Genomic DNA, 14,854 nt, shown 5'->3' with positions numbered 1-14,854 from the left:
GGATTACTTGGCCACCTGCCGGCGCAGCACCTGCAGGCAGTGGCGCAGCTCTTGGTCCATCGGCGCTTCGATGCGCATCGTTTCGCCGGTGGCCGGATGCTCGAAGCGCAGCGCCGCGGCGTGCAGGAACAACCGCTTCAGGCCGGTACCCGCCAGCTGGCGATCGAACTCGCGGTCGCCATAGCGATCGTCAAAGGCGATCGGATGCCCGGCATGCAGCGTGTGCACGCGGATCTGGTGAGTGCGCCCAGTGATCGGGCTGGCCTTCACCAGCGTGGCGAATTCGTAACGCTCTTCCACCTTGAAGCGGGTTTCCGAAGGCTTGCCTTCGCTGCTGACGCGCACGATGCGTTCGCCGCTTTGCAGGATGTTTTTCAGCAGCGGCGCCTGTACGGTCTTGCAGTGGGATTGCCACTGGCCGCGCACCAGCGCCAGATAATCCTTCTGCATGCCCTTCAGCCGCAGCTGCTCGTGCAGCGAGCGCAGCGCGGAACGCTTCTTGGCCACCAGCAGCACGCCGGAGGTATCGCGATCCAGACGGTGTACCAGCTCGAGGAAACGGGCTTCCGGGCGCAGCGCGCGCAGCCCTTCGATCACGCCGAAGCTCAGGCCGCTGCCGCCGTGCACCGCGGTGCCGGAAGGCTTGTTGAGGATCAGCAGGTGGTCGTCTTCATACAGAATGCAATCGGCCAGCGCAGCTACCTTATCCAGCTTGGCCGACACCGGCGTCTCTTCGCGCTCGGCCACCCGCACCGGCGGCACGCGCACCACGTCGCCGGCCGCCAATTTGTATTCGACCTTGATGCGCCCTTTATTGACCCGCACCTCGCCTTTGCGCACGATGCGGTAAATCATGCTCTTCGGCACGCCTTTCAGGCGAGCGAGCAGAAAGTTGTCGATTCTCTGACCGGCTTCGTCGTCGGAAATCGTGATGAATTGTACTGCTGGATTGTTCGTTTTCATGGTGCGGGATTCTAAATAGAGCGCGTGAATAGCGCCACATCTTTTTCTGTGCTTAACTGTCTCTCTGACGGCGGGCGAAACCCCAGCGGACAATAAGGCAGCAAGCCGGTTTGAACGTTTGCGATTTCTTCCGCAGTTAAGGAAAAGTCACCTTGCTATAACGGCATCAGCAGTGGAATAATGCAGTCACTTTCCGCGTTGATTCTCGTTAAACAGGGAAAACGGTGGAATTATAAAATTTGTCTGATCGCGCAAAAACGCAGCAATGGCGTAAGACGTAATGCGAAATCAAACAATTAGCGGGCTGCGGGTTGCAGCTTGGCCGGCAAATGGAATCAGATCTGTCGACGTAAATCAGAGGCTATTCCCCTAGTAAAAGTGCTGTCTTTCACAAAGAAAAGCAGGCTTACCGAGATAATGCGCCCCTATGCAGGCGACAACCGTGAGGTTGACGGCTTTGCGAGAAGACACGGGGCTTTCGGTTTAACTCCGGCCATGAGGTTATTTTGCCCGCAGCTTTGTCGATAATGTAAAAATAACGAGTAAGTTAAGATGAAAAGAATGTTGATTAACGCAACTCAGCAGGAAGAGTTGCGTGTTGCCCTCGTAGATGGACAGCGGCTGTATGATTTGGATATCGAAAGTCCGGGTCATGAGCAGAAAAAAGCGAATATTTACAAAGGCAAAATCACCCGCATTGAACCAAGTCTTGAAGCAGCGTTCGTGGACTACGGCGCAGAACGACATGGTTTCCTCCCTCTTAAAGAAATCGCCCGCGAATACTTCCCTAGCAATTACTCTTCCCATGGCCGCCCGAACATCAAAGATGTGCTGCGCGAAGGCCAGGAAGTCATCGTTCAGGTAGACAAAGAAGAACGTGGCAACAAAGGCGCCGCCTTGACCACCTTCATCAGTCTCGCGGGCAGTTATCTTGTGCTGATGCCGAACAACCCGCGCGCCGGCGGTATTTCCCGCCGCATCGAGGGTGACGATCGCACCGAGCTGAAAGAAGCGCTCTCCTCGCTGCAACTGCCGGACGGCATGGGCCTGATCGTTCGCACCGCGGGCGTAGGCAAATCCGCCGACGCGCTGCAGTGGGATCTCTCCTTCCGCCTGAAGCACTGGGAAGCGATTAAAAAAGCCGCCGAAGGCCGCCCCGCGCCGTTCCTGATCCACCAGGAAAGCAACGTTATCGTGCGCGCCTTCCGCGATTACCTGCGCCCGGACATCGGCGAAATTCTGATCGACAACCCGAAAATTCTCGATCTGGCCAAAGAGCACATCGCTGCGCTGGGCCGCCCGGATTTCAGCAGCAAAATCAAACTGTACAGCGGTGAAATCCCTCTGTTCAGCCACTACCAGATCGAATCGCAGATCGAATCCGCCTTCCAGCGTGAAGTGCGCCTGCCGTCCGGCGGCTCGATCGTCATCGACAGCACCGAAGCGCTGACCGCCATCGACATCAACTCCGCCCGCGCCACCCGCGGCGGCGACATCGAAGAGACGGCGTTCAACACCAACCTGGAAGCGGCGGACGAGATCGCTCGCCAGCTGCGCCTGCGTGACCTTGGCGGCCTGATCGTCATCGACTTCATCGACATGACGCCGGTTCGCCACCAGCGCGAAGTGGAAAACCGCCTGCGCGATGCCGTGCGCCAAGACCGCGCGCGCATCCAGATCGGCCGCATTTCCCGTTTCGGCCTGCTGGAAATGTCCCGTCAGCGCCTCAGCCCGTCGCTGGGCGAATCCAGCCACCACGTGTGCCCACGCTGTAACGGCACCGGCACCATTCGCGACAACGAATCGCTGGCGCTGTCCATCCTGCGCCTGATCGAAGAAGAAGCGCTGAAGGAAAACACCAAAGAAGTTCACGCTATCGTGCCGGTTCAGGTTGCTTCGTACCTGCTGAATGAAAAGCGCGAATCCGTCAGCGCGATCGAAAAACGTCAGGGTGGTGTGAAAGCCGTCATCGTGCCTAACGATGAAATGCAAACCCCGCACTACTCGGTGCTGCGCGTGCGCAAGGGCGAGGAAACCTCTACCCTCAGCTACCTGCTGCCGAAGCTGCACGAAGAAGACATGGAGCGCCCGCTGGAAGACACGCCGATGGAACGCAAGCGTCCGGAGCAACCGGCCCTGGCTTCCTTCTCCCTGTCCGCCGATGCGCCACCGCCGGCTGAAGAACCTGTCGCCGTGGCCAAGCCTGCCGCTGCCGCCGCCAAAGCTAAAGCCGCAGCGCCGGCCGCCGCCAAGCCGGGCTTCCTGGGCCGCCTGTTCGGTGGTCTGAAGAGCCTGTTCGCCGGTGAGGAACAACCTGCCGTCGAAGAAACCAAACCGGCCGAAACGCCGAAGGCGGAAAGCAACGGTGAAAACCGTCGTCAGGATCGTCGCGGTCAGCGTCGCCAAGGCACCGGCCGTAAAGAGCGCGGTGAGCGTGGCGACCGTCCGGAACGCGGCGAGCGTAAAGAGCGCGGTGAAGGCCGTGACAATCGCGAGCGCGACAACCGTGAGCCGCGTGAGAATCGCGAAGGCCGTGAATCGCGTGAATCCCGCGATGAACAGCGCCGTAACCGCCGCAACCAGCAGCAGAACGCGCCGGTAGCGGAGGAAACCGCCTCGGAAGACAGCGCTAAAGCGCCGCGCGAAGATCAGCAGCAACGCCGTGAGCAGCGTGCTGAACGCCAGCGTCGTCGTCAGGAAGAAAAACGTCAGGCGCAGCAGGAAGTGAAAGCGCTGGAAAGCGTTGAAGCTGTCGAGAGCACCGACGAAGAGCAGGAAGAACGCCAGCAGCAGAACATGCAGCGCCGCCAGCGCCGCCCTCTGTCGCAGAAGGTGCGCATCCTGTCCGCGGAAGAAGAACTGCAGCGTGCAGCGGAAGAGCTGTTGGCGCCGAAAGCGCCGGTAGCGAAAGCCGAAGTCGCGCAGCCGACCGCCGACGACAGCGTCAAGCTGCTGCCGGAAACCGTTGCCGCACAGCCGGAAGACGATGCCCAGGGCGAAAACCGCGGCAACGGCGAAGGCATGCCGCGCCGTTCCCGTCGTTCACCGCGCCACCTGCGCGTCAGCGGCCAGCGTCGCCGTCGTTACCGCGATGAGCGTTACCCGCTGCAGTCCCCAATGCCGCTGGCGGGCGCGTTCGCTTCGCCGGAAATGGCATCGGGCAAAGTCTGGGTAAGCTACCCGGTTGCTCAGGTTGAAGAAGCCGAAGTGCAGGCCGAAGCCGTAGTAGAAGTAGAACAGGCAGCGGCACCGGTTGTCGCCGCAGCGGTTGAACAGCACAGCATTGCCGTGGAAGAAACTCAGGCTGCGGCCAGCGTCAACGAGCCGGCACCAGAAGCCACCGTTGAAACTGCGGCCGTTACCGTAACGGAAGAGGCTGCAGCCGTAGCGCCTGTCGTTGCCACCCCGGCCGAGGAAACCTCGGCGCCGGTGGAAGCCGCGCCGGCACCTGCCGCAGTTGAAGAACCGAAAGCGGAAGAGACTGCCCCGGCAGTGGAAGCCGAGCCGGTAGCTGAAACCGTTGCGGCAGAACCTGTGGTTGAAGCCAAGCCGGTGGAAGACGAGCCTGTGGTCGACGCTGCGCCGGCAGAAGCTGCGCAAGCGGAAGAAACGCCAGTGGCAGAAGCAGCGCCTTCGCCAGCCGCCGTGGAAGCCGCTCCGGTCGAAAAAGCCCCGGCGCCAATCGCCGCAGAACCTGCGCCAGTGGTTGCTCAGCAGCCGACACCGGTGAAAGCCGTGCAGGACGTACTGTACAAACACATAGCCACTGCGCCGATGACCAAAGCGCCTGCGCCGGCCTACGTGCCGGAAGAACGCAAGCACAGCGACTGGCAGCGCCCTTCCTTCAACTTTGAAGGCAAAGGCTCGGCAGGCGGCCATTCGGCGGTGAGCCAGGCCACCGCGCCGGCCACCAAGCCGCAGCCGGTTAACGAATAAGTTAATCTGCAGCTCTAAAAAAACCCGCCATCGGCGGGTTTTTTCTTACCTGCAAAAAGGCTCAGGCTATCTTTTTCAGTTTTTTGATGTCTAAAACATCCAACTTGCCGTCAAGCCGGCTGACGAACTGCTGAAAATGCGCCGTCTCATTATGCTTATCCAGCGCTTCGCTGCTGGCCCAACGCTCAAAGAACACGAAAACGCCCGGCTTTTCCAGATCGCGATGCAAATCATATTGCAGGTTGCCCAACTCCTGGCGGCTCGGCTCGAGAATGTCGTGCACCGCTTCGCTGACGGCGTCTTCAAATCCCGCTTTCGCTTGCAGGGTGGCGATAACGCGTACTTCCATTGCTTTCTCCCTTTCCACTTGATGAAGGTCGACGGTATTGGCGTCGGCATCGTTGAAATCCCTGTTACTATGCGCCCGCCGCGCTATTGATTTCAACTTGTCGCCAACAAACAGATGCATCTCAGGCGCTTTCCGCTTATCCTTACACCCCGGCGTGAATAAACCCATTATTCGCTTTTCATTAGACGTATTTGACCGCCGGAGCCTAGCTAGATGACCGCACAACCTCAAGTTCTGAAAATCCGCCGCCCAGACGACTGGCATATCCACCTGCGTGACGACGAGATGCTGAAAACGGTGGTGCCCTATACCAGCCAGGTATTTGGCCGGGCGATCGTGATGCCGAACCTGGTTCCGCCCGTAACGACCGTGGCCGCCGCGCGCGCCTACCGCGATCGCATTTTGGCGGCGGTCCCGCAGGGCCACAACTTCACTCCGCTGATGACCTGCTATCTGACCAACTCCCTGGCGGCCAGTGAACTGGTCAACGGCTTTGAGCAAGGGGTGTTTACTGCCGCCAAGCTGTATCCGGCCAACGCCACCACCAACTCCAGCCACGGCGTCAGCGACGTGACCGGCATTTACCCGCTGTTCGAACAGATGCAAAAAATCGGCATGCCTTTGCTGATCCACGGCGAAGTGACCGACCCTGCCGTCGATATCTTCGACCGCGAGGCGCGCTTTATCGAGCAGGTGATGGAACCGATCCGCCAGCAGTTCCCGGAGCTGAAGATCGTCTTCGAGCACATCACCACCAAAGAAGCGGCGCAATATGTGCAGGCAGGCAATCGTTTCCTCGGCGCCACCATCACGCCGCAGCACCTGATGTTCAACCGCAACCACATGCTGGTCGGCGGCATTCGCCCACACCTGTTCTGCCTGCCGATCCTCAAGCGCAATGTCCATCAGGAAGCGCTGCGTCAGGCGGTCGCCAGCGGCTCGGATCGTTTCTTCCTCGGTACCGACTCCGCGCCGCACCTCAAGCATCGCAAAGAGTCCAGCTGCGGCTGCGCCGGCTGTTTCAACGCGCCGAATGCCATCCCGGCTTACGCCGCGGTGTTCGAACAGCTCGGCGCGCTGGCGCACTTTGAGGCCTTCTGCTCGCTCAACGGCCCGCGTTTCTATGGCCTGCCGCTCAACGAAGACTTCATCGAGCTGCAGCGCGTGTCGACCACCCAGCCGGAAGAGATCGCCCTGGGCAATGAATCCGTGATCCCCTTCCTGGCCGGTGAAACCCTGAACTGGTCGCTGAAAGACTGATATTTTTTCTTCGCCCTCTTGCCCCCGCAGTCGGCTAGCTGTATAAATAAACAGTAAATCGCTTCGGGGGCAATTATGCGTGTTGAAGTCACTATAGATAAAACCCGGCCGCTGCCGTCGGGCGCCATTGAGGCGCTGACCGGTGAACTGGGCAAACGGGTCAATCGCCAGTTTCCAGACGCCGTCGTGCACGTACGTTATGCCGGCGCCAACGGGCTCTCCGTGCTGGGGGGCGCCAAAACCGACCGGGATCTGATCGAGGAAATCCTTCAGGAAACCTGGGAAAGCGCGGACGAGTGGTTCAGCGCAGAATAACACTGCAATGCTGTTTTTGCCGGGGGTCGCTCTCCGGCTTTTTTGTTTCTGGCGCCCAGCCCATTCATCGCTTACCCTTACTCTGGAACAAAATCCGCCTCAGCGCTGTATTTAACGCAAAGGAGTAAGCATGGCCCCGGACAAGGTGAAATCCGAAGACGCAATGACGTTTGGCGAACTGCTGGCGTTGATTGCCGATCAGAAAAGGCGCTTGAACGTACTGGAAGTGGCTTTCTCTTATCTGGCCTTCAGCCTGGATGACAAAGCCAACCAGCGGCTGATCCACAGCCTGAAGCTGGAATCGCACAGCCAGAATCGCGACGCCGAAACGCAAAAGCATTTCGCCCATTTGGCCGAAGAGCTGGAAAAATGTCTGTATGGTGCATCACCACCTGCCGACGCGGAATAACGCGCCGCGCTGTACTCACCCACTGCAACACATACAAATTTGTAGAATAATTGCTCAAATAAATATTTATTTTGCAAATTTTGGTGACAACCCCCTCCACCGATGAAAGCGGATGCGTATACTGTAATTGCTCTCATGATGATGAGCCGCATTGATCCTCGTTAGTCACTCACGGTAGTTACTACTCAATAAGGGGTCTTTATGGACAGAAATGATGAAGTAATTCAGACGCACCCGCTTGTCGGTTGGGATATCAGTACTGTCGACGTTTACGACGCCATGATGATACGCCTTCATTACCTGTCTTCACTAGACCAAACGCCCGAAGAAGCCCAAGTAGACAGAACGCTTTGGCTGACCACAGATGTCGCCCGTCAATTAATCAATATCTTAGAGGCCGGCATCGCCAAGATTGAAGCTACGGATTATCAGGATCTTGATCGCAGAAAACATTGATTCATCGTCCCCTAACCCCTAAGGCGCCGCGCCCCATTCCCGGCGCCTTTTTCTTTGCCCTTCGCCGTTCAATCAGTGCATTGCGCCCGCCAACCTTTTATCATGGGGCGATAAGAAATCGCTATCAGAGAGGGTCGGCACGTGGAATATGATTTGATTGTGGTGGGCAGCGGTTCAGTCGGCGCAGCGGCAGGGTATTACGCAACCCGCGCCGGCTTGAAAGTGCTGATGATCGACAGCGCCATTCCCCCGCACCGCAACGGCAGCCATCACGGCGATACCCGCATCATCCGTCACGCTTACGGCGAAGGTGAAAAGTACGTGCCGCTGGTGCTGCGCGCGCAGGCGTTGTGGAATGCGCTGATTCAGCAATCCGGCGAGGAACTGTTCCAGTCGTGCGGCGTACTCAACCTGGGGCCGCAGCACTCCGAATTCATTCGCAATGCTCAGCAGAGCGCGCAGAAATTCCGCCTGAACGCGCAAACCCTCAGCGCCGAACAAATCGCTCAACGCTGGCCGGAATTCCGCACGCCGGAAGGTTACGTCGGCGTTTTCGAGCCGGACGCCGGCTTCCTGCGTTCCGAACTGGCGGTGGCCAGCCTGATCAAGCTGGCGAAAGAGGCCGGCTGCAGCCAGTTGTTCAACTGCCCGGTCAGCGCGGTGGAGCCTATCGATGGCGGCGTTGCAGTCGTCACCGGCGAAGGGCGTTTCACCGCGCGAAAAGCCGTGGTCACCGCCGGCACCTGGGTGAAAGCGCTGTTGCCGCAGCTGCCGGTTGCGCCATTGCGCAAGGTATTCTCCTGGCATCAGGCGGATGGCCGCTACAGCGTGAACAATCGCTTCCCGGCCTTTACCGTTGAAGCGCAAGACGGCACGCACTATTACGGCTTCCCGGCGGATAACGACGGCCTGAAAGTGGGCAAACACGACGGTGGCCAGCCGATGGATGCCCCCGAGCAGCGTAAACCTTTCGGCAGCCACGCCAGCGACGGTACCGAAGTCTTCACCTTCCTGCGGCAGTTTTTGCCGGGTGTAGGCGTATGTTTACACGGCGAAGCCTGCAGTTATGACATGAGCCCCGACGAAGACTTTATTATCGACACCCTGCCGGAGTGCGATCGTCTGATGGTCATCAGCGGATTGAGCGGCCACGGCTTCAAGTTCGCCAGCGCACTGGGCGAGATTGCCGCGCTGTTCGCGCAGGACAAAGCGCCGCCGGTCGACGTCTCCAGCTTTGGTCTGAAACGATTTAGCTAAGCGAAGGCTGTCGCTGTCCTGGTTCCCGTCGAGCCCTGGGCAGCGAAATCCGACGGTTACAATTTCTTAACCTGCTAACTCTTTTAAATACCAAGTAAAAATTCTTATAACGGAAATTTCTTGCATTCAGCAGTTGAATTTCCGAATTGAACACTTGCAGTGTAAGTCCTATTTTACAGAAGATATGCTCCATCGGCTTTCAACAAGGACGTCACCATGAAACTACTTGTCGTGGACGAATGCTGCTTCACCCGGGTCGGTATAGCCAGCTACTTTGCTGATAGTGGGATTACGACGATCAAGTGCTGCCACAGCATTGAGTACGCTACGCCGCTGTTGGCCAGCTTTCAGCCGAGCCACATTCTGGTGAACCTCAGCAATCAGTGCCGCTATAACGAAGCGGACGCACAGCTGCTGGCGTTTATGGAGGCCAGCCAGTCTGCCTTGATGTTTATCTATCTCGATACGCCTTACCCTTATAGCGAAACGCCAATGCGCATCGCCGATAACGCGTTTCTGTTCAATAAAAGCATTCTGCCGCTCACCTTACGCACGCTGCGCGAAAATCCGCTGGCGCTGGCCGATGACGGCGAAGAGCGTTCCCTGTTCAGCCCGCAGGAACTGACGGTGATGAAATATTGGATGGCGGAGATGCCCAACTACCGCATCGCGAAAAAACTGCAAATTAGCTCGCATACGGTGTACGTGCACAAGCGGCACATCACGGAGAAGATCAACGCGCGCAACCGGCTGGAGTTCTACTCGTTGTATAACGTACTGCGTTATTTCTACCCGCCGAACACACCAACGAACTCGACGCCGTTGGCGCTGCTGGCGGTATGACATCAAGCCTGCGATAACGCAGGCTTTTTTATCGCCATTCTTCCAGCGCTCATGCGCGGCGCGCTATAAAAGACGCCGAGAAAAGGACTATAATCAAAGGTCTCTTTCTTCTGGCGGCTGAAATGTTAAACCGAATACTGGCGGCTATCGTCAACAACGTGCGTGAGCACCTGGTGCTGTATCTTTGCCTGTGGCTGGTGCTGCTGGCGCTGGATGTCTACTTTTTCTTCGTACTGTAACCCATGCCGTCGTCATTTCCCCGATTGAGCTTCAACCGCTTCGGCGATCCCGCCCAGGTGCTGACGCTGCAGCAGGTGAACAGGCCGCCGCTGCGCCCCGGCCGGCTGCTGCTGCAGATGCGCTATGCCCCGATCAATCCTTCCGACCTGATCCCGATTCACGGCCAATACGCGCACCGTATCGCCCTGCCGCAGGTGCCGGGCTATGAAGGCGCAGGCGTCATCGTCGATCCGCAGAGCGGGCGCTCGACCGGCCGACGCGCGCTGGCGGTAGCGGGTGACGGCAGCTGGCAAACCTTCGTCACGCTGCCTGAGGATCGGGTGGTGTGGGTGCCGGACGACATCGACGACAACGACGCGGCGCAGATTTACATCAACCCGCTCACCTGCTGGGTGTTGCTGACGCAATGGCTGCCGCTCAACGCCGGCGACGTGCTGCTGCTCAACGGCGGCGGCTCCGCCGTTAGCCTGCTGTTGGCGCAGCTGACGGCGCTGCGTGGTATTCGTCTGGCGGTGGTGGTGCGCAACGCCGCCCATCGCCAGGCGCTGCTGGCCGCCGGCGCCTGGCGCGTTATCGAAGCGCCGCAGCTGGCGCAAATGCCCCATTTTGGCGCCCGCGCCGCCATCGACTGCATCGGCGGAGAAGACGGATTGCAGCTGGCACGAGCGGTTCGCTCCGGCGGCGATTTCGTGGCGCTGGGCCTTTTAGGCGGGCGCCAGGTGGACTGGCGGCGCGTAGTGGATGAGTTAAAGCTGCGCGCTTCGCTGTTCCACCTGCGTAAATGGAATGCGCAGGCGGCGCCGGCGCAGTGGCAAACGGCGTTTTATCAGCTATTCCAGCTGCTGCGCCGCGGCCAGCTGGCGCTGCGCCCGCCCGCCGCGATTTACCCTCTGCATCAGTACGCAGCGGCGCTGCAACACGCCGCGCAGCCCGGTGTCAGCGGAAAAATCTTCCTTACTCCGGCGCCGCCGGAGGCTGGCGCGGCGGGCGGCCGTCCCCCAGGATAACCGCCAGCCGATAGCCGCCCTCGGTGGTCTCCAGCGCGATGCGCGCCACGATCGTCAGCGGCACCGACAGCAACATGCCCACCGGGCCGAGCAGCCAACCCCAAAAGATCAGCGACAGGAACACCACCAGCGTCGACAACCCCAGCCCGCGCCCCATTACCCGCGGTTCGAGGATATTGCCGATCACCATGTTGACAGCGATAAAGCCGCCCGCCACCACCAGCGCATCGCCCAATCCGTTGAACAGCAGCGCCTGAATCAACGGTGGAATGGCGGCCAATACCGAGCCGATATTGGGGATATAGTTGAGCAGAAACGCCAGCAGCCCCCAGATAAAGGCGAAGCGCACGCCGACCGCCGCCAGGAAGATCCAGACGATCACGCCGGTGGCCAGGCTGATGATGGTTTTAATCACCAGATAGCGCGTCACGCCGTCCAGCGCCCGCCGCATCGCGGCGAGGCCTTCGTTCGGCTTATCCAACGCCTGCTGCAGCTTATAAGGCAGCAGTTGCACTTCAAACAGCATAAACACCACGGTCATCAGCAGCAGGAAGACGTTGGTCATGGCGCCAGACAGGTGCCCCAGCATGCGGGTAACCAGATTCATCGCCGCGCTGGGATCGACATACTGCAGCATCGCTTCGCTGGAGAGGCTGATATTGAAGCGATCGGCGTAATGCTGCAGCTCGCGCAGTTTCTCGATCATCATGCCGCGGTACTGCGGCAGCGAGCGGGCGAACTCGTTCAGCGAAGCGCCCAGCATGCCGATAAACAGCATCACGACCACGATCACCGCCGTCACCAGCAGCGTCACCCCAAGGATGCGCGGCACCCGGCGGCGTTCCAGCATCGTCACCAGCGGGTTCAGCACCATGGCGAGGAATACCGCCAGTAGAAACGGCACCACGATGTCGGCGGCGGCTTTCACCCCGGCCAAAATGATCACCAACATCGCCAACAGGACGGCCAAACGCAGGCTGCTGTCGGTTACTCGGGTTCGGCCCATGACGTTTCCTTGTTATTTCACTGGGTTAACCGGCCACAAAGAGCCGACTCTTGGCGCTAATGGTAGCAAAGTCGGCCGTCACGCCGCAGAGGATTTAGCGTAACCGTTCGAATAATTTAATCTTTCCGCCCTGCTCTTCGCCGCAAGAAATAGGCATAACCTTTGCCAACCAATAATCCCGCCCAGCAATCCATAAACGGTTTACGTAAAATAACAAAAGCTGACATTAATAGATAATAAGCCTAATTTTCAACAACTAGCATAATCGCCACGTGAAAGAAATCATATCATCTTCAACGATTTATCTGATGAACTCCGAACATCTCAAACAAATTCACTGACTAATATTTCTAAGAAGTAACATAGTTAAATTTATTATTGATTTTATGTTTCCTAAAGTTTAATTATTGCAGCCAGCCAATCGGTAATCGAAGGAAACAGGATGCTCTGGAAAAATACCGCCGATCGTTTCGGCCATGTGTCAGTGTTGATCCACTGGCTGGTGGCGCTGACGGTGTACGGCATGTTCGCCCTCGGCCTGTGGATGGTCACGCTGGGCTATTACGACGTCTGGTACCACCAGGCGCCGGAGATCCACAAAAGCATCGGCACGCTGCTGTTCATCGTGATGGTGATCCGCGTGATCTGGCGCTTTGTCTCGCCGCCGCCCAAGCCTCTGGCCAGCTATGGCCGCCTCACTCGCGTCAGCGCCATTCTCGCGCATCTGGCGCTGTATGCCGTGCTGTTCGGCATTCTGATCAGCGGCTATCTGATCTCGACCGCCGACGGCCAACCGATCAGCGTATTCGGCTGGTTCGACGTGCCCGCCACCGTGACCGGCATGGCGGAACAGGCCGACACCGCCGGCGCCATACACCTTTACCTGGCCTGGGCCGTGGTAGTGCTCTCGGTACTGCACGGGCTGGCCGCGCTTAAACATCACTTTATCGATCGTGATGTCACTTTGAAACGGATGCTGGGTAGCAGCGCCGATTAACCTTTGGATTTATGGAGATTGCTATGTTGAAAAAGACCGTATTGGGCCTGACCGCAGGCGCCCTGCTGCTGAGCGCCGGTTCCGCACTGGCGGCGGACTACAAGATCGACAAACAGGGCCAGCACGCCTTTATCGAGTTCCGCATCCAGCACCTGGGTTACAGCTGGCTGTACGGCAGTTTTAAAGACTTCGACGGCGGCTTCACCTTCGACGAAAAAGATCCGTCCAAGGACAAAGTCAACGTGACCATCAATACCGCCAGCGTCGACACCAACCACGCCGAGCGCGACAAGCACCTGCGCAGCGCCGAGTTCCTCAACGTGGAGAAGAACAAGCAGGCCAAGTTTGAATCCACCGAAGTGAAGAAAAGCGGCGACGGTTATGCAGTGGTCGGCAACCTGACGCTGAACGGCGTGACCAAACCGGTTACGCTGGACGCCAAACTGATTGGCCAGGGCAACGATCCGTGGGGCGGCTACCGCGCCGGCTTTGAAGCCAACGGCAAGATCAAGCTGAAAGATTTCGGCATCACCACCGATCTGGGCCCGGCATCGCAAGACGTTGAGCTGATCATCTCCGTAGAAGGCGTGCGCGAGAAATAAGTAAAAAAGCCCGGCTTGGCGGCCGGGCTTCTCATTTCCTCCGGCTCAACGGGCTGGGCCTTCTTCTTCCGGTGCCGGAATGTGCATCGTAGTCTGCAACAGGCCTTTCGACTTATTGAAGATCTTGACGCCGTTTTCACGGCCGGCACGGCGCGCGCGCTGCTCTTCGCGCGGCAGCTTCAGCTCTTCGCGGCAAATTTCACTGCAGCACCCTTCAAACTTGGCGGCGCAGCTCGGGCACTGAATGAACAGCAGGTGGCAGCCGTCGTTTTTGCAGTTGGTGTGGGTGTCGCACGGCGCCCCGCACTGGTGGCAGTTGGCGATCACATCGTCGGAAATGCGCTCGCCCATGCGCTCATCGAACACGAAGTTTTTGCCGATAAACTTCAGCGGCAGCCCCTGCTCTTTCGCTTTGCGGGCGTACTCGATGATCCCGCCTTCCACGTGGTAGATGTTTTTAAAGCCGTTGTGCAGCATATAGGCGCTGGCTTTTTCACAGCGAATGCCGCCGGTGCAGTACATGACGATGTTTTTGTCTTTGCTGTCCTGCAGCATCTCCACCGCCATCGGCAGCTGATCGCGGAAGGTATCCGACGGCACCTCGATGGCGTTTTCGAAGTGACCGACTTCGTACTCATAGTGGTTGCGCATATCGACGAACACCGTATTCGGATCGTCGATCATCTGATTGACGCGATCGGCCTGCAGATATTCGCCGACGTTGCTTGGGTCAAAGCTCTCGTCATCGATGCCGTCGGCCACGATGCGCTCGCGCACCTTGAGGCGCAGCACCCAGAAGGATTTGCCGTCGTCTTCGAGCGCGATATTCAGGCGAACCTGATCCAGCGCCGGGTGCGAGGCGAACAGCGCGGCTTTGAACGCGTCGAAGTTATGCTGCGGCACGCTGATCTGCGCGTTGATGCCCTCTTTCGCCACGTAGATGCGGCCGAACACCTTCAATTTTTCGAACTGAACGTACAGGCTGTCGCGAAACGCTTTGGGATCGTCGATGGAGAAATATTTGTAAAAAGAAACTGTGGTGCGCGGCTCGGTTTCCGCCAGCATGCGCGCCTTCAGTTCCTCATTAGAAATTCGGTTATGTAACACTGGCATGGTGTACTTTCCTGTCTTTCGGGAGGTGACTGATCATCGCGCGCAGCCTGCCGGCCCGCGCGCGGCGCACATCATACCCGAAAAACCGCCGCCGCGCAGCC

15 protein-coding genes are annotated in these 14,854 nt (G+C 58.6%); 11 read left to right on the top strand and 4 right to left on the bottom strand.

Annotated features, from left to right (window positions below; genetic code table 11):
* Positions 1-3: 3 nt before the first annotated feature.
* Positions 4-963, bottom strand: a complete 960-nt coding sequence (gene rluC / locus ACJ8HH_RS05160; protein ID WP_060451466.1) for a 23S rRNA pseudouridine(955/2504/2580) synthase RluC — start codon at positions 961-963, stop codon at positions 4-6.
* 552 nt (positions 964-1,515) lie between these two features.
* Between rluC and rne the strand changes: the two genes are divergently transcribed.
* Positions 1,516-4,899 (top strand): ribonuclease E, encoded by a 3,384-nt coding sequence (gene rne / locus ACJ8HH_RS05155; RefSeq protein WP_072274554.1) that lies wholly within the window; start codon positions 1,516-1,518, stop codon positions 4,897-4,899.
* A 61-nt stretch (positions 4,900-4,960) separates the two neighbouring features.
* Here the strand turns inward: rne and ACJ8HH_RS05150 are convergent, their stop codons facing one another.
* Positions 4,961-5,248, bottom strand: coding sequence for a putative quinol monooxygenase (locus tag ACJ8HH_RS05150; RefSeq protein ID WP_033647446.1), 288 nt, complete (start codon positions 5,246-5,248; stop codon positions 4,961-4,963).
* 213 nt (positions 5,249-5,461) lie between these two features.
* Here ACJ8HH_RS05150 and pyrC point away from each other — a divergent pair, with 213 nt between their 5' ends.
* The 8 genes from pyrC (at position 5,462) to ACJ8HH_RS05110 (ending at position 11,035) form a co-directional block, all read left to right on the top strand.
* Positions 5,462-6,508, top strand: coding sequence for a dihydroorotase (gene pyrC, locus ACJ8HH_RS05145; protein ID WP_033655064.1), 1,047 nt, complete (start codon positions 5,462-5,464; stop codon positions 6,506-6,508).
* Between the two features lie 75 nt (positions 6,509-6,583).
* Positions 6,584-6,823, top strand: coding sequence for a DNA damage-inducible protein I (gene dinI / locus ACJ8HH_RS05140; protein ID WP_033638037.1), 240 nt, complete (start codon positions 6,584-6,586; stop codon positions 6,821-6,823).
* Positions 6,824-6,953: 130 nt separating this feature from the next.
* Entirely contained in the window at positions 6,954-7,232 is a 279-nt protein-coding gene (locus tag ACJ8HH_RS05135; RefSeq protein ID WP_033646451.1) for a hypothetical protein, read from the top strand.
* A 201-nt stretch (positions 7,233-7,433) separates the two neighbouring features.
* On the top strand, positions 7,434-7,688 hold the full coding sequence (bssS, locus tag ACJ8HH_RS05130; RefSeq protein WP_004927812.1) for a biofilm formation regulator BssS: 255 nt from the start codon (positions 7,434-7,436) through the stop codon (positions 7,686-7,688).
* A gap of 141 nt (positions 7,689-7,829) precedes the next feature.
* Positions 7,830-8,945 carry an N-methyl-L-tryptophan oxidase gene (solA, locus tag ACJ8HH_RS05125; RefSeq protein WP_060443334.1) on the top strand — a complete coding sequence of 372 codons (1,116 nt, stop codon included), beginning with the start codon at positions 7,830-7,832 and terminating at the stop codon, positions 8,943-8,945.
* 216 nt (positions 8,946-9,161) lie between these two features.
* Positions 9,162-9,788, top strand: coding sequence for a LuxR C-terminal-related transcriptional regulator (locus ACJ8HH_RS05120; RefSeq protein ID WP_033655066.1), 627 nt, complete (start codon positions 9,162-9,164; stop codon positions 9,786-9,788).
* Between the two features lie 122 nt (positions 9,789-9,910).
* Positions 9,911-10,027, top strand: coding sequence for a DUF2770 family protein (locus ACJ8HH_RS05115; protein WP_033638034.1), 117 nt, complete (start codon positions 9,911-9,913; stop codon positions 10,025-10,027).
* Positions 10,028-10,030: 3 nt separating this feature from the next.
* Complete coding sequence (locus ACJ8HH_RS05110; protein ID WP_033646454.1) at positions 10,031-11,035, top strand: zinc-dependent alcohol dehydrogenase family protein; 1,005 nt, start codon at positions 10,031-10,033, stop codon at positions 11,033-11,035.
* Here ACJ8HH_RS05110 and ACJ8HH_RS05105 read toward each other — a convergent pair.
* A complete protein-coding gene (locus ACJ8HH_RS05105) occupies positions 10,983-12,041 on the bottom strand; it encodes an AI-2E family transporter (protein WP_033646455.1) in 1,059 nt (352 codons plus the stop codon). The two genes, ACJ8HH_RS05110 and ACJ8HH_RS05105, sit on opposite strands and share 53 nt — an antisense overlap.
* A 442-nt stretch (positions 12,042-12,483) precedes the next feature.
* Here ACJ8HH_RS05105 and ACJ8HH_RS05100 point away from each other — a divergent pair, with 442 nt between their 5' ends.
* Positions 12,484-13,038: a cytochrome b gene (locus ACJ8HH_RS05100; RefSeq protein ID WP_004927830.1), complete on the top strand. Its 555-nt coding sequence runs from the start codon at positions 12,484-12,486 to the stop codon at positions 13,036-13,038.
* Positions 13,039-13,061: 23 nt separating this feature from the next.
* Positions 13,062-13,640 carry a YceI family protein gene (locus ACJ8HH_RS05095; RefSeq protein ID WP_016928208.1) on the top strand — a complete coding sequence of 193 codons (579 nt, stop codon included), beginning with the start codon at positions 13,062-13,064 and terminating at the stop codon, positions 13,638-13,640.
* A gap of 45 nt (positions 13,641-13,685) precedes the next feature.
* Here ACJ8HH_RS05095 and trhO read toward each other — a convergent pair whose 3' ends face one another.
* Positions 13,686-14,753: an oxygen-dependent tRNA uridine(34) hydroxylase TrhO gene (trhO, locus tag ACJ8HH_RS05090; RefSeq protein ID WP_033646457.1), complete on the bottom strand. Its 1,068-nt coding sequence runs from the start codon at positions 14,751-14,753 to the stop codon at positions 13,686-13,688.
* Between the last annotated feature and the right edge of the window lie 101 nt (positions 14,754-14,854).

Source organism: Serratia sp. CY32780 (assembly GCF_052169135.1).
Taxonomy (GTDB): Bacteria; Pseudomonadota; Gammaproteobacteria; order Enterobacterales; family Enterobacteriaceae; genus Serratia; species Serratia sarumanii.
The sequence above is the reverse complement of the archived record's forward strand: the minus strand, read 5'-3'. Positions and strand labels throughout refer to the sequence as shown.